This is a genomic window from Methylorubrum pseudosasae, assembly GCF_029504475.1.
Classification (GTDB): Bacteria; Pseudomonadota; Alphaproteobacteria; order Rhizobiales; family Beijerinckiaceae; genus Methylobacterium; species Methylobacterium extorquens.
This window is the reverse complement of sequence record NZ_JAQGDU010000002.1, coordinates 4,364,046-4,383,784: the sequence shown is the minus strand read 5'-3', so window position 1 is coordinate 4,383,784 and position 19,739 is coordinate 4,364,046. Positions and strand designations below refer to the sequence as shown.

Sequence of the window (19,739 nt, the reverse complement as noted above, 5' to 3'; positions counted from 1 at the left end):
CTCACCGCAGCCCGTCGGGCCGGTCGCCCGCGGCCCAGGCGATCGCCTGTTCCAGGCGGTCGTTGCCCCAGAACAGCTCGCCGTCCTCGGTGAGGAAGCTCGGCGCGCCGTAGATGCCGCGAGAGCGGGCCTCCTCGCCAGCCACCTTCAGGCGGCCCTTGTTGGCCTCGGAAGCTGCCGCCTTGAGGATCTGGGTGCCGTCGAGCCCGAGCCCATCGAGGATGCGCCCCACCGCCGCCGGCTCGGCGATCGAGCCGCCCTTGGCAAAGCTCGTCTCGAACACCGCCTTCGAGAACGGCACCAGCCAGTCCTGGTCGGCGCCGTAGGTCGCCACGCGCACCGCGCTGAGGGAATTCTGCGGGAAGGGGGTAGGGCGCGTGACCGGCGGGAGCCCGAGCCGCGCGGCCTCGCGATCGAGGTCGCGCCACATGTTGCGGCCCTTGGCCGGATAGAGGTTGAAGGGCGAGTTGGTCCACCCCTGCGTCGCGAAGATCGGCCCGAGCAGGAACGGTCGCCAGCGCAGCTCGACGTCGGCAGTCCTGGCCAGCGCTTCGATGCGCATGGCCGACAGGTAAGAGTAGGTCGAGGCGAACTCATACCAGAATTCCAGGGTCGCTCGCCGCCGCATTCGTCGATTCTCCGGATCGTCTGGTCCGTCCTGCCGGCGACCCTACCACGTCTGCGGAGACGCGCCGGGGCAGGCTGGATCGGAAACGAGGCAACCGGCATCCCGCCCCGCCGGTTGCGCGCCGCGCGCCTCCGCTGTTAATCCGCCTTCACCCTGTTGCCCGAGCCCAACACCATGTCCGACGCCCTCCCGAACAAATCCGTCAAGAAGGTCGTTCTCGCCTATTCCGGCGGGCTCGATACCTCGATCATCCTCAAGTGGCTTCAGACCACCTATGGCTGCGAGGTCGTGACGTTCACCGCCGATCTCGGCCAGGGCGAGGAGCTGGAGCCGGCGCGCCGCAAGGCCGAGCTGCTCGGCATCAAGCCGGAAAACATCTTCATCGAAGACCTGCGCGAGGAATTCGTCCGCGACTACGTCTTCCCGATGTTCCGCGCCAACGCGGTCTACGAGGGGATCTATCTCCTCGGCACCTCGATCGCCCGGCCGCTGATCGCCAAGAAGCAGATCGAGATCGCCGAGCGCGTCGGCGCCGACGCGGTGTGCCACGGCGCCACCGGCAAGGGGAACGATCAGGTCCGGTTCGAACTCGGCTACTACGCGCTCAAGCCCGACGTGACGGTGATCGCGCCGTGGCGCGAGTGGGATCTGCGCTCGCGCGAGCAGCTCATCGCGTTTGCCGAGCAGCACCAGATCCCGATCGCCAAGGACAAGCGCGGCGAGAGCCCGTTCTCGGTCGATGCCAACCTCCTGCACGCCTCCTCCGAGGGCAAGGTTCTGGAGGACCCGGCGGTCGAGGTGCCGGATTACGTCTATTCGCGCACCCTCTCCCCCGAGGAGGCGCCGGATACGCCCACGATCGTCACCATCGGCTTCGAGCGGGGCGACGCGGTCTCCATCGACGGCGAGGCGCTCTCGCCCGCCACGCTGCTGGCCAAGCTCAATGAGCTCGGCCACGCCAACGGCATCGGCCGGCTCGATCTGGTCGAGAACCGCTTCGTCGGCATGAAGAGCCGCGGCATGTACGAGACGCCCGGCGGCACGATCCTGCTGCCGGCCCACCGCGCCATCGAGTCGATCACGCTGGATCGCGGCGCGGCGCATCTCAAGGACCAGCTGATGCCGCAATACGCGGAGCTGATCTATAACGGCTTCTGGTTCTCGCCGGAGCGCGAGATGCTCCAGGCGCTGATCGACAAGAGCCAGGAGAAGGTGACCGGCGAGGTGCGGCTCAAGCTCTACAAGGGCGGCGTCCACGTCATCGGCCGCACGAGCCCGCACTCGCTCTACGATCAGGACCTCGTCACCTTCGAGGAGGGCGCCGTTGCCTACGATCACCGCGACGCGGCCGGCTTCATCAAGCTCAACGCCCTGCGCCTGCGCACCCTGGCGCAACGCAAGAAGCGCGAGGGCTGAGCCTCGCGCCTCAGCGCCTGTTCGCTTCGCCTCTCCGAGACGTTTCCTCATCCTGAGGTGCCGCGGAGCGGCCTCGAAGGAGGGCTCCCGGAATCGCGGCGGCCTCTGGAGGTCTCCTTCGAGGCGCCTTGCCAAGGCAAGGCGCACCTCAGGATGAGGGGGAGGGGTCGGAGAACCCGCTGACGATAGGGTCGAAGTGGATCTCAGCGATCCCCCAGAAAGGCGGGATCGTTCGAGACGAGGAGCACGCGCAGGTCGGAATCCGGGACGTAGTCGCGGGCTTCCCAAACGAAGGTGGCCGGCCCCGTCTTGCGCACGCCCTGCCGGCAGAAGCTGACGAGGGCGTCCGCGCGGCCCTGGTCCACCGTCAGGGTGAAGCGGCCGATGCGCCCGGCCCAGTTGCGGGCCGTGGTCACGATGTAGGGCACCTCGAAGGCGCGGGTGTAGCCTTCGGGCTTCGCTGGCGGACGCGCCGGATGCCAGCCAATCCGGCCTCCCCCTTCGGAACCGCGGCACGGCCCGACCGCTGATAAGCGGCCGGCGCAGCGATTCGCAAAGGGGGAGCGGATGCGCTCAGGCCGGCTCCCAGCCGGTCGTGCCCTCGGACTGCCGGAACGGTCCCGGCCCGAGATCGCCGTACCGCAAAAAAATTTGCATCGCCGGCTGCATCTCGCGGTGCAGGCGCTCCAGGCGGGCCTCCTGTTCGTCGGTCAGGATGGCGCGGCCCTCGGCGGTCCTTCTCGGGCGGCTCGCCGAGATGGGCCGCCATCTCCGCCGTGTGCCACGTCGTGCCGCCGTAGGGCCGCTTCGGATCGACGCGCGGCACGTCGTAGGCCTCGTCCCATTCGAGGCTGAACGCCCGCAGCAGCCGTAGGTGCGCGTCGGTGACCTCGAAGGTGATATGCTCGGGCGTCTCGCCGGTGGCCTCGTCGCGGAACACGTCGAACAGGTCCCCCGGCGCGAGCTTGGCGAGCGGGTTGTGGTACTGGTAGCGGCCGGGCTTCAGCGTCGCGTTCTGCAGGAACACGGCGAGCGCATCGCCCATCGCCCGGTGCTCCTCGTCCGCGCCCTCGTCGTCGCCGGTGACGTTGAAGATGTCGCCGTCACGGTCGGTGCTGCCGTAGGGCGCGTCCGGATGGATCATCGGCGCGCCGGTCTCCGCTCCGTTCCAGGCCACGACCATCCGCCGGATCAGCGCGATGCGCTCCAGCGTCAGGTCGAAGGTGTCCGTCTCGCTCATGTCGCCGGTCTGCCTCTCGCGCCCCTCGGGGCGGTCAAGGCCCCGTTGCAACGCTCAGTGGCCCAGCGCCCGCGCGGGTGCAAGCCGTGTCGCGACTCTCTGAAGGGTCAACGCGCGAAGCCGCGCGAGCGGTTTCGTGGCGCGAAAGCCTTGAGCCCGCGGAGGCGGGCGCCGGCGATTGAGGCCGGCAGGAACTCAGGCCGCCGGCTTCACGGTCTCGCGGGCGAGGAGGGCGTCGACCGCGTCGGGCAGGGCGTCGAAATGCTCGATGACCCAGTCGGGCGCGAGCTCGCGCATCGGCACGGGCGTGTAGCCGAAGGTCACGCCGACGACGGGGATGCCCGCCGCCTTGGCCGCGGCGACGTCGGCCTTCGAATCACCCACCATCACGGCGCGGTGGAGATCACCCCCAGCGCGCTCGATGGTCGCGGTGATGTGGCGCGGGTCCGGCTTCGAGAAGGCGAAGGTCTCCTTGCCGACGATCGTGCAGAAGCGGTGGCCGATGCCCAGCGCGTCGAGCAAAGCCACGGCGTGCGACTCGACCTTGTTGGTGCAGATCGCGAGGCGGAAGCCCGCCGCCTCCAGCCGGTCCAGCGCCTCGACCACGCCGGGGAAGAGGTAGGAATTGTCGGTGAGATGCTCGCCGTAATAGACGAGGAAATCCTGGAACAGCGTCTCCAGCCGCTCCGGCGTCAGGCTCGCACCCGCGACCGTGAAGCCACGCTGGATCAGGGCGCGGGCGCCCGCGCCGAGCAGGTCGCGGGCCTGTTCGAGGGGAAGCGGCGCTTGGCCGTCCCGAGCGAGGACGACGTTCAGGGTGCCGATGAGGTCGCCCGCGGTCTCGGCGAGGGTCCCGTCGAGATCGAACACGACGATCGGGGAGCTGTGCGCGTTCATCGGCGTCCCGGTGCGTTTCATTGTCAAGCTGGCTAGCGGTCGTCTCTCCTACGATCAACCCTAGCGGTTGATACCCGGTTAGCGCGGACACTCAGTGTTGCCTCTCTGCCCAAGCTCCGCCACGGAGCAGGTGCTTGATCGAGCCGCCGATGATTCGCCGTTTCGCTCTTTCGCAACAAGACGATGTCCCGCCCCATGCGTGTTCCTTCGCGTCGTTCTCTCTCTCGGTTGTCGACCGGCCTGCTCGTTGCGGCCCTGGCCGGACTGCCCTTGGCAGCCGAGGCTTCCGGGCCCTACGAGTTCGTGGCCGCGCCCGCGGTCGATTTGAACCGGATCTACCGGATCGATCGCGCCAACGGCGAGGTCACCTCCTGCCAGTACGGCCTGCGCGACGACAGCGTCGGCGTCACGCTGTGCTTTGCCGCCGGAGAGGGCGCCGGCCCGCAGACGCCCGGCGAGTACGGCCTGATCGCCTCGCGCCACGCCCGCGAGTCGGGGATCTACCGGGTCAACTACCGCACGGGCGAAACCAGCGCCTGCTACGTGCAGATCCGTCAGGAACTCGTCGTGTGCACCGAGCAGGCCGGCCCGCCGCCCGCTGGCACCGCGAGCGGGGCGGGCGCCGCCGCGACCGGACCGGCCCCCGGCCGCGCCGGCCCGAGCGCCACGCCGCCGCAGGGAACGCGGCCCTGACCGCCGACGAAGCGCCGGACGCCGTTCTGGGCCCTTGGGAAGCATCCGTGCTTCTTAGCATCCGTCTTTTACGGTCGCCGGGAGGCGTGCTAGGGCCTGCCTCCCCAATCGTCCCAGATTCGCCGCCCCAGCTTCGATGGTCCGAGTGCCCCCCGATGAATTCGCTTCCCGAGGTCGTTTCGTGAGCGCGCCGGATCTGAAGCGGGCGGCGGCCGAGCGCGCGATCCCCCTGGTCGAGGATGGGATGCGCCTCGGTATCGGCACGGGCAGCACGGCCGCGGCCTTCATCAAGCTGCTGGGCGAGCGCGTGCGCGCAGGGCTCAACGTGACCGGGGTGCCGACCTCGGAGGCGACCCGCATCGCCTGCGAGCGCGAGGGCATCCCGCTCGCCACCCTCGAAGACCTGCCCGAACTCGATCTCACCATCGATGGGGCCGACGAGGTCGATGGAAGCTTGCGCCTCATCAAGGGCGGCGGTGCCGCGCTGCTGCGCGAGAAGATCGTCGCGGTCGCGAGCCGCCGCATGGTCGTGATCGCCGACGCTTCCAAGCACGTCGAGACCCTGGGCGCCTTTCCGCTGCCGGTGGAAGTGAACCTGTTCGGCATCGGCGCCACTACCCGCGCCGTCGAGGCGGCGGTGGCGCGGGCCGGCTGCACGGGCGAGATCGTGCGCCGCTACGACGCGTCCGGTGCCCCCCTCCTCACCGATGGCGGCCACGCCATCCTCGATCTGCGGCTCGGCCGTATTCCCGATCCGGAGGCTTTGTCCGCCGGGCTCTGGGCGGTGCCCGGCGTGGTCGAGCACGGCCTGTTCCTCGGCATCGCCGATGCGGCCATCCTTGCCGCGGCCGACGGCGATGCGGCCGTCGTCAGCGTTCTCGGCCGCCTCTAACGCCCGGCCGCCGCCTTTCCCTTCTTCGGAGCTTCTCCCGCATGGTTCTCCGTCTCGCTGCCCTGGGCGGCCCCTTCCTCGCGGCCCTGCTGTCGCAGGCCGTCCTCATGCCGGCGGCGCAGGCGCAGCAGCCGGCCGCCAAGCCCCCCGCCACCTCTCCGAAGCCGACGGTGAAGCCCGGCGCGGCCCCGCCGCCGGCCGCTGCGCCGGAGCCAGATCTCAGCGCCGCCCACCTCGCACTCGCCCGCGAGGTGATGCTGAGTTCCGGCATCGCCCGCTCCTTCGACTCGATCATCCCGACCATGGCCGAGCAGATCCGCAAGAACGCGGTGACGCGGCCCGATCTCGCCAAGGATCTGGACGAGGTGCTGAAAGGGCTCGATTCCGAGATGGAGCTGCAGAAGCAGCGGCTGATCAACATCGCCGCGCGGATCTACGCCAAGCGCCTGAACGAGGCCGAGCTGACGGACATCGTCACCTTCTTCCGTTCGCCCGCGGGCAAGCGCTACGTCGAGACCCAGCCGCAGATCCTCGATGACATGGTCGGCGCCATGCAGGATTGGACCCAGGAGGTCTCGGAATACATCATGGTCCGCACCCGCGCCGAGATGGGCAAGCGCGGCCACCAGCTCCAGTGATCGCCGGCCCTAGAGCATCATCCCGAAAGGTGGTTGCCGGCTTTCGGAAAGAAGATGATGCAGAGACAAATGCCTAGAGCATTGTCCTGGATCAGGTATCCAGGACGATGCTCTAGCGCGGCGACGCGGCTCTACGCTGCCGGAGCCGTCGCGCTGGCGCTGGTGGCGCCGATGATGGCCCTCGCCAATCGGTCGAGCCCGCTCGTCGTCGGCATCGCGGCACTGCTGTTCCTCGCCGGCGCCGTCGCCGAGCGCGGCGGGCGCGCCGCCTCCGACCTGATCACCCCCCTGCGCTCTCTGCTCGGCCTCGCCGCGCTCGCCTTACTCGCTTGGTGCTTCGTCTCGCTGGCCTGGAGCCCGTTTCCCGCGCTCTGGGGCCGTGTACTGTCCGAATTCCTGCCGACGCTCGCCGCCGCGGCGATCCTCGCCCGGCTCGCGCCGGCCCGGCTGCCGCCCTGGGCGCTGCCCCTCGGCGCCGGATTGCTCGCCGCCGCCTGCCTTTTCATCGCGGCAAGCCTCGCCCTCGGGCTGGCGCCGCAGGCCTGGCTCGGGCAGCGCGTGGCCCTGTTCATGTTCAACCGCCCGCTGCTGACTGTGCTGCTGCTGGCCGGGCCCATCGCCGCCTTCCTCGCCCTGCGCGGCCATCGCCTCGCCGCCGTGATCCTGCTCGGGGTGGCGGCGCTGGCGATCCTGCGCTCGATCAGCGGCGCGGCCATGCTCGGGCTGCTCGCGGGCGCCGTGATGTTCGCGGTCGGGCGCTTGGCGCCCCGATCCGTGGCCCTGGCGCTCGCGGCGCTGACCCTCGGGCTCGCCTTCGCCCTGGCCCCGGTCGAGGGCGACATCCTCCACCGGCTAATGCCGGAGGCGGCGCATGAGCGGCTGACGCAGTCTTCGTCGCGGGCGCGGGTCGCCATCGCCCAGAGCTTCGGCGCCGCGGTGGCGCAGGCGCCGTGGATCGGCTCCGGCTACGGCATGGGCCTGCGCTTCGCCGAGGTGCCGGCGGCGGTGACACTCGAGCCGGAGATGCGGGCGATGCTGGCCGTCGGCCATCCGCATAACAGCTTCCTCCAGATCTGGGCCGAACTCGGCTTCGTCGGCGCGGCGCTCGCGGCTTTGGTCGCCTTCCTGGCCCTGCGGGCGGCGGCGGCCCTGCCGCGGCTCCTGTTCGCCACGGCGCTCGGCTTGCTGGGGGCGGCGGTGGCGGTGATGTTCGTCGAGCACGGTGCGTGGCAGGGATGGTGGACGGCGGGCCTCGGGGCCGCCATCACATGGCTGCGGGCGGCGGCTTGCGCCAAGCCCCCATACGAGCCCGCACACGAGAGTGAAGACGCGCGCGCATGAGCGAGACACCGATGAGCGAGTCCTTCGACGTCGACCTGTTCGTGATCGGCGGCGGTTCGGGCGGGGTGCGGGCGGCCCGCATCGCCGCCGGCCACGGCGCGCGGGTGATGCTGGCCGAGGAGTATCGCGTCGGCGGCACCTGCGTGATCCGCGGCTGCGTCCCGAAGAAGCTGATGGTCTATGCCGGCCGCTTCACCGACGAGTTCGAGGACGCCGCCGGCTTCGGCTGGCACCTTGAGACGCCGCGCTTCGACTGGGCCGTTCTGAAGCGCTCCCGCGACGCGGAGGTCGCGCGGCTGGAGGGCATCTACGGCCGCAACCTCGCGGGCGCCGGGGTCGAGGTCGTGGCCGACCGCGCGGTGATCGAGGACCCGCATACGGTGCGCCTCGTGCACGCGGACCGCACGGTCCGGGCCCGCTTCATCCTGATCGCGACCGGCGCCACACCGGTACGCGAGCCGCTGATTCCCGGCGCGGAGCTCGCCATCGATTCCAACGGCGTGTTCGAGCTGGAGACCCAGCCCGAGCGCATCCTCGTGGTCGGCGGCGGCTACATCGCCGTGGAGTTCGCGGGCGTCTTCGCCAGCCTCGGCTCCAAGACCACGCTGCTCCATCGCGGACAAAGCCTGCTGCGCGGCTTCGACCCTGAGATCGCCGACGCGCTCGGCGAGGCCTATGCCAAGCGGATGGATCTGCGCCTGGGGCAGACCGTCGAGCGCCTGGAGCGGGACGGCTCGGCGATCCGCGCCACCCTGAACGGGGGCGAGAGCCTGACCGTCGATTGCGTGCTGGTAGCCACGGGCCGGCGCCCGAACGTCGCCGGGCTCGGGCTGGAACGGGTCGGGATCGATCTCGATGAACGCGGCGCGATTCCCGTCGAGGCGGATTCACGCACCCGGGTGCCGTCGATCTACGCCGTCGGCGACGTGAACGGCCGCGCGGCGCTGACCCCCGTGGCGATCCGCGAGGGCCACGCCTTCGCCGACACGGTGTTCGGCAACAAACCCTGGTGCGTCGATCACCGCCTGATCGCCACCGCCGTGTTCTCGACGCCGGAGATCGGCGTGATCGGCCACAACGAGGACGTGGCCCGGCGCTGCTACGGGGAGATCGACGTCTACAAGGCGAGCTTCCGCCCGATGAAGGCGACACTCTCGGGCCGCGACGAGCGGGTGATCATGAAGATTCTGGTGGACCGGGCCAGCGACCGGGTGGTCGGCGTCCACGTGCTCGGCACGGATGCCGGCGAGATCATCCAAGCGGTCGGCATCGCCGTGACCATGGGCGCGACCAAGGCCGATTTCGATCACACCATCGCCGTGCATCCGACGCTCGGCGAGGAGCTGGTGACGATGCGGACGCCGTTCGTGGTGAAGCATCCGGTGGGCGTGGGCTAGCCTATTCCGCGGCCGGCAGGCTCAGCGACAGCAGTCGCGCCGTGCGCGCCCGGCTGCCGGTGTTCGGATCGGCGCTGGGCTCGAAGGCGCGGCGACCGTCGTCGAGGGCGCCGTTCACCGCGTCGATGGCGAGGATCAGCGCGCTGATCATCCGCGAATCGATGCTGCGCTCGCGGGCTTGGCGCACCACGTCGGTGATCAGCGCGTCGGTCTCGCGGGTGAGCGTGTCGAGGGCCGCCGCCGATTGCGCCTCGCGGGCCTCGGCCAGGATGTCGAGCAGGCGGTCGAGGACGATGTCGATGCGCTCGCGCCGCTTGCGGGCGAGGCGCTGGCCGAGCCACGCGACGCCCGAGCCCAGCGTGCCGCCGAAGAAGGCGAACAGGTAGATCCAGTCCTCGTAGCGATCGAGGAAGGTCTGCTGCTCGCGCTCGAAATAATCCACCGCGCCGGGATGGTTGGGAAGCTGCGCGCTCGTCGCCGTGACGGTGGTGTCGTAATCCGGCGGCTTCATCTGATGCGCGATCGGGGCGGCGGCCGCGAGGCGCGAGCGCCACTCGAACAGGTGCTGCACCACGGAGGCGACGGCGACGCGGCTCACCGCGCCGCGGGCCATCAGCCGGTAGGAGACGCCCACCGTCTCGACATCCTCTTCCGGGCGCTTCGGCCGTCCGCCGAAGGTGCCCGCCGACAGGGTGACGGCCTGGAGCGTCGGCACGCGCTGCACGATCGCCTTCCCGTCCGGCACGCTGACGAGGGTGACCTTGCGCTCCGGCGAAGCCGCCTCGACCGCCCGCAGCATCGCCTGCGCCGGCTTGGCGGTGGGCGACGCGATGATCGCCACCGCATCGACCCGCTTGCCCTCCAGCGCCGCGGTGATCTCGGTGGCCTTAAGCGGCACGAGGCCGATGCGTCCCGCCGCGAGCGCGTCGCTGCCGAGCGCCTCGTCTTCCGCGGCCGCCTTGAAGTCGTAGAAATCGAGCAGGCTCGTCAGCACCGGCAGGTCGGCCTCGTGGCGCGTGACGACGCCGAGGCGCCGGGTCGAGAGATCCGAAAAACTCTCGATCCCGTTGGCTTCGGGGGCGGCGACGATCAGCGCCTCGTCGTGGAGGATGGCCAGCGTCAGGCCGTTATCCGGCAGCTTCACATCGGGCCGCACCACGGCGAGGTCGGCGCGGCCCTGCTCCAGGGCGGCGGCGCTGTCGCGCACGTCGTCGAAGGGCGCGACCTTCAGACGCACGTCCTCGTGATTGCGGGTCAGCGCCCGCGCATAGGTCTCGATCAGCCCGGCTTCGACCCCGTCGCGCGGGCCGACCGCCACCGTGAGCAGCGTGGGACGTGATAGGGTGACGACGAGGCCGGCCACGGCCGCGAACCCGAGGGCCAGCAGCACGTAGAGCCATTCGCGCCTCATGAGCGTGGCCACCATGCGGCGGCGGAGCCCTCGAAATCGCGTGCGATCCATCCAAGATTCATGAATCGAAAACCTGTCCGGATCGTGAAGAACGAATGATCGCGCGAACCGTTTCAAGCCGACGTGATAGCCCAACAGATGGGCGACATGATGGGCGACCTGAAGCAAGGCCCGAGCCGCCGGTCACCGCCGCGTGGCTGGAACGGGTCACGACGCATTATCTCGACCGCTACGGCGCCTCGTCGGAGATGCTGCGCCGGGTGCTCGCCCGCCGCATCGACCGGCGTTGCCGCTCCCGCGACGAGGATGCGAGCGCGCATGCCGGCCTGATCGAGGAGACGGTCGCCCGCGCGCAGAAGGCCGGGCTCGTCGATGACGCGCGCTTTGCCGCCGCCCGCCTGCGCGGCCTGAGGCGGCGCGGCACCTCGACCCGGCAGGCGCAGGCGCGGCTCGCCGCCAAGGGGATCGACCGGGAGACGATCGCGGCGACCCTCGCCGAAGAGGACGAGGCGGCCGGGACGCAAGAGGGCGAGGCCGATACCGAGGAGCGAGCGGCCTTTGCTTATGCCCGCCGCCGCCGTCTCGGCCCTTACCGCCGGCCGGAAACCCGCGAAGCCAACCGCGAGCGCGATCTTGCCGCCATGGCGCGGGCCGGTTTCTCCTACGCGCTCGCCAAGGCCGTGCTCGCCAGCGAGGCAGGCGAGGATGAGACATCCATCAACCAAGAGTGAGGGCTGCCCCTCGACATGACCGTCCACCGCTCCACGTCGAAGGCCACGCGGATCGCTTCCGCTTGAAGACGACGAGGACGACAGCATGACCGACCGCCACGCGAGCGCCCACTGGGAAGGCGACGGCAAGACCGGCAAGGGCAAGATCACGACGCAATCCGGCGTGCTCTCGGACAATCCCTACGGTTTCAACACCCGCTTCGAGAACGAGCCCGGCACCAATCCGGAAGAGCTGATCGCCGCCGCGCATGCGAGCTGCTTCACCATGGCGCTCGCCTTCCAGCTCCAGTCCGCCGGCCTCAAGGCGACCTCGCTGGACACCAAGGCGGTCGTCACGCTCGTGCAGGACGGCGACGGCTTCAAGGTCACGAAGTCGGCCCTCACCCTCAAGGCGGTGATCCCCGGCATCGATGGGGCGAAGTTCGACGAACTCGCCGGCAATGCCGAGAAGGGCTGCCCGATCTCGAAGCTGCTCAACGCCGAGATCACCCTCGACAAGACGCTGAGCCCGAGCTGAGCCGCCCCGGCCCTCCCGTCGCGCTGCGCGGCAGGAGGGCGCTTTTCCGGTGCGCAGGCCAACGCGCCGCATTGATCCCGGCGCGCGTGCGTTCATCTTCCGTTCGATGGACGAGAAGCTCGCGCGCAAGCTGCGCATCCTTGCGGATGCCGCCAAATACGACGCCTCCTGCGCGTCCTCCGGTGCGCCCAAGCGCAAGGCCGGCGCGGACGGGCTTGGCTCGACCACGGGCGCCGGCATCTGTCACGCCTACACGCCGGACGGGCGCTGCGTTTCGCTGCTCAAGATCCTGCTGACCAACTATTGCCTGTTCGACTGCGCCTATTGCGTGAACCGGCGCTCCTCGAACGTCGCCCGCGCGCGCTTCTCGGTCGAGGAGGTCGTGACGCTGACGATCGAGTTCTACAAGCGCAACTACATCGAGGGGCTGTTCCTCTCCTCGGGCATCATCCGCTCGCCGGACTACACGATGGAGATGCTGACCCGCGTCGCCAAGAAGCTCCGGCGCGAGCACGGTTTTCGCGGCTACATCCACCTGAAGTCGATCCCCGAGGCGAGCCCCTGGCTGATCGAGGAGGCGGGGCTCTACGCCGACCGGCTCTCGATCAATCTCGAACTGCCGACCGAGGCGAGCCTGAACCGCCTCGCGCCGGAGAAGGACGGCGCGGCGATCGAGAGCGCGATGGGCCAGATCGGCGAGCGCATCGTCCAGGCCAAGGAGGAGCGCCGCCGCTTCTCGCCGGCCGGGCAATCGACGCAGGTGATCGTCGGGGCCGACGCCACCACCGACGAGGCGATGATCCGCAAATCCGCTTTGCTCTATGGCACCTACGGTCTCAAGCGCGTCTACTACTCGGCCTTCAGCCCGATCCCCGACGCCTCCGCGGCCCTGCCGCCCCAGGCGCCGCCGTTGCGGCGCGAGCACCGGCTGTATCAGGCCGATTGGCTGATCCGGTATTACGAGTTCTCCCCCGACGACGTGGCCGGGGCCTCCGAGGACGGCATGCTCGCCCTCGACATCGACCCCAAGCTCGCCTGGGCGCTCAAGAACCGCCACTGTTTTCCCGTCGATGTGAACCGCGCCGACCGCGAGATGCTGCTGCGGGTGCCGGGACTCGGGGCGCGGGCGGTCGATGCCATCATCAAGGCCCGCCGCCATGGCCGCCTGCGCCTCGACGACGTGGCCCGCCTGAGTTCCGGGCTGAAGCGGGCGCGGCCCTTTCTCATCGCCGAGGACTTCCGGCCGACGACGCTGACCGACCGGCTCGATCTACGGGCGAAGCTCGCGGAGCCGGCCGAGCAGTTGAGTCTGTTCTGATGGGCGTGCCGTTGGAAAACCCCTCCCCCGCAGAGGGGGGAGGGCGGTTTGGCGGCGGCATCCATGTCATCAGCCTCGCCCCCGGCGCAGATCTTTCGGGGTTTCGCACCGCGGCGCGCCGCCTGATCGCGGCCGAGATCCCGCCGAAAAACATCGTCTGGCAGACCGAGGCTCCGAGCCTGTTCGGCGCCGAGTCCGGCTCCGTAGACGGCCCGCCGTTGCGGCTTCCCCGCGCGGTGACCGAGCTGATCCCGATGGTGGTGCCGCACCGCGATCCCGAGCGCTACGGCCTGCTCTACGCCCTGCTCTGGCGCGTCCTGCACGGTGAGCGGGCGCTGATGGATGTCCTGAGCGATCCGCTCGTCCACCGCCTCCACCGGATGCGCAAGGCGATCGGCCGCGACCTGCACAAGATGCACGCCTTCCTGCGCTTCCGCCGGGTGCCGGGGGAGGGGGCCGAGCGCTTCGTGGCGTGGTTCGAGCCCGACCACCACATCCTGGGGGCCGCGGCACCCTTCTTCGTCGATCGCTTCCGCGCGCTGACATGGTCGATCCTGACGCCCGAGGGCTCAGCGCATTGGGACGGCACGCTCCGCTTCGGTCCGCCCGGCCGCCGCGAGGATGTGCCGGAAGGGGACGGCTTCGAGGCCGGCTGGCGCGACTATTACGAGAGCACCTTCAACCCGGCCCGGCTCAACCTCGATGCTATGCGCGCCGAGATGCCCCGCAAGTACTGGCGGAACATGCCGGAGACGGCGGCGATTCCCGGTCTCGTGCGGGCCGCGAGCGCCCGCGCGCAGGCGATGATCGAGAAGGAGCCGACGATGCCGGTCAAGCGTGACCCCGTCCGCGCCGTGGCGAAGATGGCCCAGGACGAGCCGGATTCGCTGGAAGCCCTCAACGCGATCATCGCCCGCTCCGAACCGCTGGTGCCGGGTGCCACCCAGGCCGTGCTCGGCGAAGGGCCGGTCGGCGCGCGGATCGCCTTCGTCGGCGAGCAGCCGGGCGATCAGGAGGATCGTCAGGGCAAACCCTTCGTCGGGCCGGCGGGGCAGCTTCTCTCCCGCGCGCTGGAAGAGGCGGGGATCGACCGGGGGGAGGCTTACCTCACGAATGCGGTCAAGCACTTCAAATTCACGCTGCGCGGCAAGCGCCGCATCCACGAGAAGCCGACCGCCGGCGAAGTGAGCCATTACCGCTGGTGGCTCGAGAAGGAGCTGGACTTCGTCGCCCCCAAGCTCGTCGTGGCGCTGGGGGCCACCGCGGTGCTGTCGCTGACGGGCAAGCAGATCCCGATCACCCGCGCCCGCGGCCCCGCCGCGTTCGGGCGGCCGTTCGCGGGCTTCATCACGGTCCACCCCTCCTACCTGCTGCGCCTGCCCGACGAGGCGGCGAAGGCGGCGGCCTATCAGGCCTTCGTTGATGATCTGCGGCGGGCCAACGCCCTCGCGGCGTGAGGCGAGCGCTTCTCCCAGAGCGCTTTCCGACGAAGTGGTCACCGGTTCGGCGCAAGAAAGCGCGTTGCCACAAAGACCATGAGCCACCGGCCTGAGGCAATCAGGCCGGATACGGTTCTAAGAGGTGCCGGGAAGCTGGAAAACGATCAATTGTAAGCAGCTCCAAACATCATCGATCAAGATCGAAACAAAACCCGCCATCCCGTGGATATGCAGGCAGCGCGCGCAAGCATTCGCGCGTGTCCGAAAATAATCCTTGGGAGAGATCCGATGAGAGCCCTCGTCTGGCACGGCACCCAGGACATCCGCTGCGATACGGTTCCCGATCCCGAAATCGAAGACGATCGCGACGCGATCATCAAGGTCACTGCCTGCGCCATCTGCGGCTCGGACCTCCATCTCTACGACCACTTCATCCCGGCGATGAAGAAGGGCGATATCCTCGGCCACGAGTTCATGGGCGAGGTGGTCGAGACCGGCCGCGGCCTGAACGGCGCGCTGACGAAGGGTGACCGGGTCGTCATCCCGTTCACGATCATCTGCGGCGAGTGCGACCAGTGCAAGCGCGGCTTCTTCTCGGTCTGCGAGCGCTCGAACCGCAACCGGGATCTCGCCGCCAAGGTGTTCGGCCACGGCACGGCGGGTCTGTTCGGCTACTCGCATCTCACCGGCGGCTATCCCGGCGGGCAGGCGGAATACGTGCGGGTGCCGTTCGCCGACAAGACGCATATCAAGGTGCCGGATTCGCTCACCGACGAGCAGGTGCTGTTCCTCGGCGACATCTTCCCCACCGGTTGGCAGGCGGCGGTGCAGGCCGACATCCAGCCGCACGACACCGTGGCGATCTGGGGCGCGGGTCCGGTCGGGCAGATGGCGATCCGCTCGGCGATCCTGCTCGGCGCCAAGCAGGTCGTGTGCATCGACAGCGTGCCGGAGCGCCTCGACATGGCGCGCGCCGGCGGTGCGATCGTCATCGACAACAGCCGCGAGAGCGTGGTCGAGCGCCTGAACGAGCTGACCCACGGCAAGGGTCCGGAGAAGTGCATCGACGCGGTCGGCATGGAGGCGCATTCGCCCCGCGCCGTCGAGCAGGTCTATGACCGGGTGAAGCAGGCGATGATGCTGGAGAGCGATCGCGCCTCGGTGCTGCGGGAGATGATCTATGTCTGCCGCCCCGCCGGCATTCTCTCGATCCCCGGCGTCTATGGCGGCCTCGTCGACAAGATGCCGATGGGCGCGTTGATGAACAAGGGCCTGACGATCCGCGCCGGGCAGACCCACGTGAACCGCTGGACCGACGACCTCGTGCGGCGGATTGAGGAGGGCCAGATCGATCCCTCGTTCGTCATCACCCACCGGGCCGGGCTGGAACAGGGCCCCGAGCTGTACCGGACGTTCCGGGACAAGAAGGACAACTGCATCAAGGTCGTGCTGCGGCCCTGACGACAGATACGGTTTCCGCTTGATCGAAGCGGGAACCGTATCGGTCAGCCCGCGCGGCGCTTGAGCGAAGCCCAAATCCGCCATCCCGAAGGGATCAACCGGATTTGGTATGACCCGATTCAATCTCGAAAGCGGAGGTGTCATGGCCCGCGACAGCGACAGATCGAACGGCGGCGCGCTCGCTCGGATCGCGCCCGATTCCCGACGACGGCCCGATCCGGCGACGGAAGGGCTGGCCCAGGGACTCGGCTGGTTCTCTCTCGGTCTCGGCGCTGCCGAGATCGTCGGCGGCGCGGCGATCGCCCGCTGGCTAGGCAAGCCCGAGCTGACCCCCGTCATCCAAGCTTACGGCGTGCGCGAGATCGTCACCGGGGTCGGCATCCTCGGCACGCAGGATCCCACACCCTGGATCTGGGGGCGGGTCGGGGGTGATGCCGTCGATATAGCCACGGTGCTGCCGGCCCTGGAGGAAAGCAACCCGAAACGGGGCAACGCGATGATCGCGCTCATGGCCCTGGCCGGCGTCACCGGCCTCGATGTGGTCTGCGCCCACAACCTGTCGGAGGCGCCGCTCCGTCCCTCGCGCCGGGTCCGCAGCGATTATGGCCGCCGCAGCGGCTTCCCGGAATCGCCGGAGGCGATGCGCGGCCGGGCCAGCGATTTCGAGCCGCCGCTCGACATCGTCGGGCCGCAGGCGATGCGGCCTTGGGCGTCGGCCGAGGCCTAGGGCGCCGAGGCGGCGTACAAGCCGTCTCCGCGCCAAGGCCTCCGCGCTAAGACCGGCTCACGCGGCGAGGCGCTCCCGGTCCGCGCGGTAGCTGAGGATCAGGTGCTCTGGGATCATGCCGGCGGCCACCGCCACGGCGATCGCGCGCGGGCGTGCAATGCGCTTGGGCGCGACCAAGATCTCGGGCAGGGGTTCGGCCGAGATTTCGGGCAAGAGTTCCGGCAGGAGTTCGGGCAAGCGTTCCGGCAACAGTTCCGGAACGATCTCCGGCAGCGGCTCCGGCGAACGCGCCGCGATCAGGGCCGGGGTCGGCGCCGAGGCGGCGGCGCGGTCGGCCATGAACTGCGCGATGATCGCGTCGGCGAGGCCGGCGAGCACGATCTCGGCCGAGTCCGGCACGATCGCCGCGTCCGGCCCGGCCGAGACCACGGTCGCGCCGATCCGGTCTTCCGGCCGCGGCGCCAGCGGCCACGCGGTCGAGGCATCGGGCATGTTCGGCTCCAACGTGGCGGAGGCCGGGGACAGGACGAGGATTTCGGAGGGCGCGGTCGTGGCGACGACCTCCACCGACGCCGGTGCGGTGAGCAGGATGGCGGCCTCGCCCGTTTCCCGCGCCTGCGCCTCGGCCTGTTCGTGCGCCAGGATGCGGGCCTCGTCGCGGGCCGCCTCGGCCTCGAAGCGGGCGAGCAGCGCCATCAGGCCGCGCGCCTCGGTGAAGGGCAGGGTCTCGCAGGCGGTCAGCCCCGCCTCGATCATCGAGCGGGCGAGACGCGGCCCGTCGATGCCGTTGCGGCCGTCATTGGAATCGCGCCACACGGTCAGCGCCGCGCGCACCGCCGGCAGCAGCAGGTCGGGCAAGCCGGCGCGGCGGTGCAGGGCGGAAAAGCCCGCTCCGTTCGGTTCGCGCATCAGCCCGGCGACGCGGGCGCGGCTCAGTCCGCTCAACTCGGCCAGCGCCATCTCCGCGAAGGGCAGGCGCAGGGAGAGAACCGCCCGCAGCATCAGCCCGGCGGTGAGCTGCTCCTGCACCCGCAGATGCGCGACGAGCCGGGCGAGCCCTGCTTCCCCGGCCTCGTCGCTGAGCGCCAGCGCTGCCGCGTCGCGGGCCTCGCGGGCGGTGCGGGCGCCGCGCTCGGAGCTGATCCAGCCGGCATCCTGGCCGAAGCGCGAGAGCTGCTCGGCGATCAGGGTGACGATGGCGTGGCGCACCTCGATGGCGAGATCGGTGCGCGCGAGGAGGGCTTGGCGCAGGGCCGCGTCGTCGCCGTGCCGCTCGACCATCCGCAGCAGCGCGGCGGTGCCGATCGCGGCATAGGGATTCTGTGCCAGGGCGATGAGCGAGGGGGGGCCCCCCACCTCCGCCAGCGCGGCGGCGACCGGCTTCGACAGGTCGAGCCGCCCGGCCACCGCGGTGCGGGTTTCCTCGCAGCCCATCGCGACGCAATCGACGAGGTCGGCATCCATCAGCACGGGCGAGCGCGCCAGCACGAGGCAGGCGATGTCCGGCTGGTCGGAGGCGAGCGCCACGATCAGCGGGCGCGGTGCCTGATCCGAATCGGCGCAGGCCTGCGCCAGCGCCCGGCGCACCGCCGCGGCGGGGTCGTCGAGCAGGGCGAGCAGGGCCGTCTTGGCTTCCCAGGCCGCTCCCGGGCCCAACGTGCCCTGGAGGTAGCTGCGCGTCAGCGCGCCCGCGGCCTCGGCGCGCCGCTCGGGGGATGCGTTCTGGGTGAGGGTGAGGAACTGGCGGAGAATCATGAGCCGCTCCTGAGCCGGAAGGCGGAGGGATCGAACAGCGAGTTTTTCGCAGGTGTGGCGGGCGGCCGGTCCGTCGTCGGGCCGGCCATGAAGGTGGTCGCTGCTGCCATCGCCGTCAGTCCGGCGGGCCGGCGCGGCGGCAGCGGCACGACGATGGCCTCCGAGGCGGCCGCGGTGTCCGCCACGGCCGTGCCCGTCGTCGTGATGTCGCTTCTGGCGGCGCTCGGCGCGGCCGTGCTCTCGGTCTCGTTCCAGGCGTCGGAGCGCGGGAAGTAGGTCGGGCCGGTGCGCTCCGCCGTGCTCGCGGCGGCGCGGTTCTGCCAGAGCTTGGCCACCCCTTCCGACACGGCGCCCTGGCGCCGGTCGGTCTGGAACAGCGAGCGCAGGCCGCCCTCCAACGAGGCGTAGGACGTCGGCGGGTTCGCGTCGGCCGTGGCGGTCGCGACCGGGGTCGCCACGCCGGAGGTGGTCTGGCTCAACAATCCATAGAGTTCGGAGGCGCTGCGCGGGCGCCCGGCGCGGTCGTAGAACAGGCTGCGGTTGGCGGCGGCCGCCTCCGGCATGTCGAGGGCGGCGGGCCGGGACGGGTTCGTCAGCGCCGACGCGATCAAGGCGCTCGCGCCCTTCGCCCCGAGGACATGGGCCGCGTAGAGGTCGCCCGCATTCGGCTCACGCCCGAGCGCCGCGCTCAGCGCCTCGCCGTTGCGCTGCGTCAGCGCGCCCGCCATCGCCGCCGAGACCTTGGGATCGCGGCGCAGGTCGAGGATCGCCTGCCGCGCTGCCGGGTCCGCCACGCTGTAGCGGCCGTCCGCGCCGGAGGAGATCGCGTCGGCGTAGGAGGAGAGGCCGAGCTTGGGCCCGGCATTCTTCATGACGCCGAGCCAGGTCTGCTCGATGAACTGGAACAGGCCGGTCGCGGTGGAGGTGCTCGCCTTGGCCGAGGGGTTGAGGCTCGATTCGCGCTGGGCCGTGGCGAGCAGGTAATCGAAGCCGACGCCGCTCGTCTGCGCCCCTTCGCGGATCGCATCGACGACCTCGCCGCTCGCCGCGGCCGCGCGCGCCGGGGCGGCGGTCTCGCGGGTGGCGACGGGAGAATTGTTGAACAGGAACATGACGTGTCCCGCCGGGACCGTCATTCGGCCCCGCGAGACCCGACTTTCCTGCACATATGGTAAAGGAAGCTTGAATGAGGCCGTTTCCCAACCTGTCGCGTCACAAGAAAGCGTAGGTTTTCCGCC

The 19,739-nt window shown here is 70.1% G+C and carries 19 protein-coding genes; 12 read left to right on the top strand and 7 right to left on the bottom strand.

The features are described 5' to 3' along the window. Window position 1: 1 nt before the first annotated feature. Window positions 2–628, bottom strand: a complete 627-nt coding sequence (locus M2437_RS21685; RefSeq protein WP_015822760.1) for a 2-hydroxychromene-2-carboxylate isomerase — start codon at window positions 626–628, stop codon at window positions 2–4. 174 nt (window positions 629–802) lie between these two features. On the opposite strand from M2437_RS21685, the gene M2437_RS21680 reads away from it, so the two are divergent. Further along, window positions 803–2,044, top strand: a complete 1,242-nt coding sequence (locus tag M2437_RS21680; RefSeq protein WP_003604474.1) for an argininosuccinate synthase — start codon at window positions 803–805, stop codon at window positions 2,042–2,044. 203 nt (window positions 2,045–2,247) lie between these two features. On the opposite strand, the gene M2437_RS21675 is transcribed toward M2437_RS21680, so the two are convergent. The 3 genes from M2437_RS21675 to gph form a co-directional block, all read right to left on the bottom strand. Beyond that, window positions 2,248–2,460 carry a DUF4424 family protein gene (locus M2437_RS21675; protein ID WP_253388664.1) on the bottom strand — a complete coding sequence of 71 codons (213 nt, stop codon included), beginning with the start codon at window positions 2,458–2,460 and terminating at the stop codon, window positions 2,248–2,250. Then, complete coding sequence (locus M2437_RS21670) at window positions 2,457–3,284, bottom strand: hypothetical protein (RefSeq protein ID WP_499007038.1); 828 nt, start codon at window positions 3,282–3,284, stop codon at window positions 2,457–2,459. The genes M2437_RS21675 and M2437_RS21670 overlap by 4 nt, the downstream gene beginning before the upstream one ends. 195 nt (window positions 3,285–3,479) lie before the next feature. Next, window positions 3,480–4,181: a phosphoglycolate phosphatase gene (gene gph, locus M2437_RS21665; protein WP_012253735.1), complete on the bottom strand. Its 702-nt coding sequence runs from the start codon at window positions 4,179–4,181 to the stop codon at window positions 3,480–3,482. A gap of 183 nt (window positions 4,182–4,364) precedes the next feature. Here gph and M2437_RS21660 point away from each other — a divergent pair, with 183 nt between their 5' ends. The 5 genes from M2437_RS21660 (at window position 4,365) to gorA (ending at window position 9,142) form a co-directional block, all read left to right on the top strand. Beyond that, complete coding sequence (locus tag M2437_RS21660; protein ID WP_253388662.1) at window positions 4,365–4,874, top strand: hypothetical protein; 510 nt, start codon at window positions 4,365–4,367, stop codon at window positions 4,872–4,874. A gap of 181 nt (window positions 4,875–5,055) precedes the next feature. Beyond that, the gene (gene rpiA / locus M2437_RS21655; RefSeq protein ID WP_253388661.1) at window positions 5,056–5,766 is read left to right on the top strand and encodes a ribose-5-phosphate isomerase RpiA; all 711 of its coding nucleotides are present in this window, start codon (window positions 5,056–5,058) and stop codon (window positions 5,764–5,766) included. Between the two features lie 41 nt (window positions 5,767–5,807). Beyond that, window positions 5,808–6,404, top strand: a complete 597-nt coding sequence (locus M2437_RS21650; protein ID WP_015950948.1) for a DUF2059 domain-containing protein — start codon at window positions 5,808–5,810, stop codon at window positions 6,402–6,404. A 171-nt stretch (window positions 6,405–6,575) separates the two neighbouring features. After that, on the top strand, window positions 6,576–7,745 hold the full coding sequence (locus M2437_RS21645; protein WP_253389657.1) for an O-antigen ligase family protein: 1,170 nt from the start codon (window positions 6,576–6,578) through the stop codon (window positions 7,743–7,745). Then, window positions 7,742–9,142 (top strand): glutathione-disulfide reductase, encoded by a 1,401-nt coding sequence (gorA, locus tag M2437_RS21640; protein WP_253388660.1) that lies wholly within the window; start codon window positions 7,742–7,744, stop codon window positions 9,140–9,142. Before M2437_RS21645 ends, gorA begins: the two co-directional genes overlap by 4 nt. 1 nt (window position 9,143) lies before the next feature. Here the strand turns inward: gorA and M2437_RS21635 are convergent, their stop codons facing one another. Next, on the bottom strand, window positions 9,144–10,553 hold the full coding sequence (locus M2437_RS21635; RefSeq protein WP_056152863.1) for a TAXI family TRAP transporter solute-binding subunit: 1,410 nt from the start codon (window positions 10,551–10,553) through the stop codon (window positions 9,144–9,146). Between the two features lie 248 nt (window positions 10,554–10,801). On the opposite strand from M2437_RS21635, the gene M2437_RS21630 reads away from it, so the two are divergent. The 6 genes from M2437_RS21630 (at window position 10,802) to M2437_RS21605 (ending at window position 16,746) form a co-directional block, all read left to right on the top strand. Next, the gene (locus M2437_RS21630; RefSeq protein WP_309247841.1) at window positions 10,802–11,284 is read left to right on the top strand and encodes a RecX family transcriptional regulator; all 483 of its coding nucleotides are present in this window, start codon (window positions 10,802–10,804) and stop codon (window positions 11,282–11,284) included. Window positions 11,285–11,369: 85 nt separating this feature from the next. After that, window positions 11,370–11,801, top strand: a complete 432-nt coding sequence (locus tag M2437_RS21625) for an OsmC family protein (protein WP_012253743.1) — start codon at window positions 11,370–11,372, stop codon at window positions 11,799–11,801. 106 nt (window positions 11,802–11,907) lie between these two features. Then, window positions 11,908–13,119: a putative DNA modification/repair radical SAM protein gene (locus tag M2437_RS21620; protein ID WP_012253744.1), complete on the top strand. Its 1,212-nt coding sequence runs from the start codon at window positions 11,908–11,910 to the stop codon at window positions 13,117–13,119. Next, window positions 13,119–14,576: a UdgX family uracil-DNA binding protein gene (locus M2437_RS21615; RefSeq protein ID WP_253388658.1), complete on the top strand. Its 1,458-nt coding sequence runs from the start codon at window positions 13,119–13,121 to the stop codon at window positions 14,574–14,576. Before M2437_RS21620 ends, M2437_RS21615 begins: the two co-directional genes overlap by 1 nt. A gap of 270 nt (window positions 14,577–14,846) precedes the next feature. Next, window positions 14,847–16,019, top strand: a complete 1,173-nt coding sequence (locus M2437_RS21610; protein ID WP_253388657.1) for a zinc-dependent alcohol dehydrogenase — start codon at window positions 14,847–14,849, stop codon at window positions 16,017–16,019. A 142-nt stretch (window positions 16,020–16,161) separates the two neighbouring features. Further along, window positions 16,162–16,746 carry a cyclase dehydrase gene (locus M2437_RS21605; RefSeq protein ID WP_253388656.1) on the top strand — a complete coding sequence of 195 codons (585 nt, stop codon included), beginning with the start codon at window positions 16,162–16,164 and terminating at the stop codon, window positions 16,744–16,746. Window positions 16,747–16,803: 57 nt separating this feature from the next. Here the strand turns inward: M2437_RS21605 and M2437_RS21600 are convergent, their stop codons facing one another. Next, on the bottom strand, window positions 16,804–18,501 hold the full coding sequence (locus M2437_RS21600) for a DUF2336 domain-containing protein (protein ID WP_253388655.1): 1,698 nt from the start codon (window positions 18,499–18,501) through the stop codon (window positions 16,804–16,806). Then, a complete protein-coding gene (locus tag M2437_RS21595; protein ID WP_253388654.1) occupies window positions 18,498–19,613 on the bottom strand; it encodes a transglycosylase SLT domain-containing protein in 1,116 nt (371 codons plus the stop codon). The genes M2437_RS21600 and M2437_RS21595 overlap by 4 nt, the downstream gene beginning before the upstream one ends. Between the last annotated feature and the right edge of the window lie 126 nt (window positions 19,614–19,739).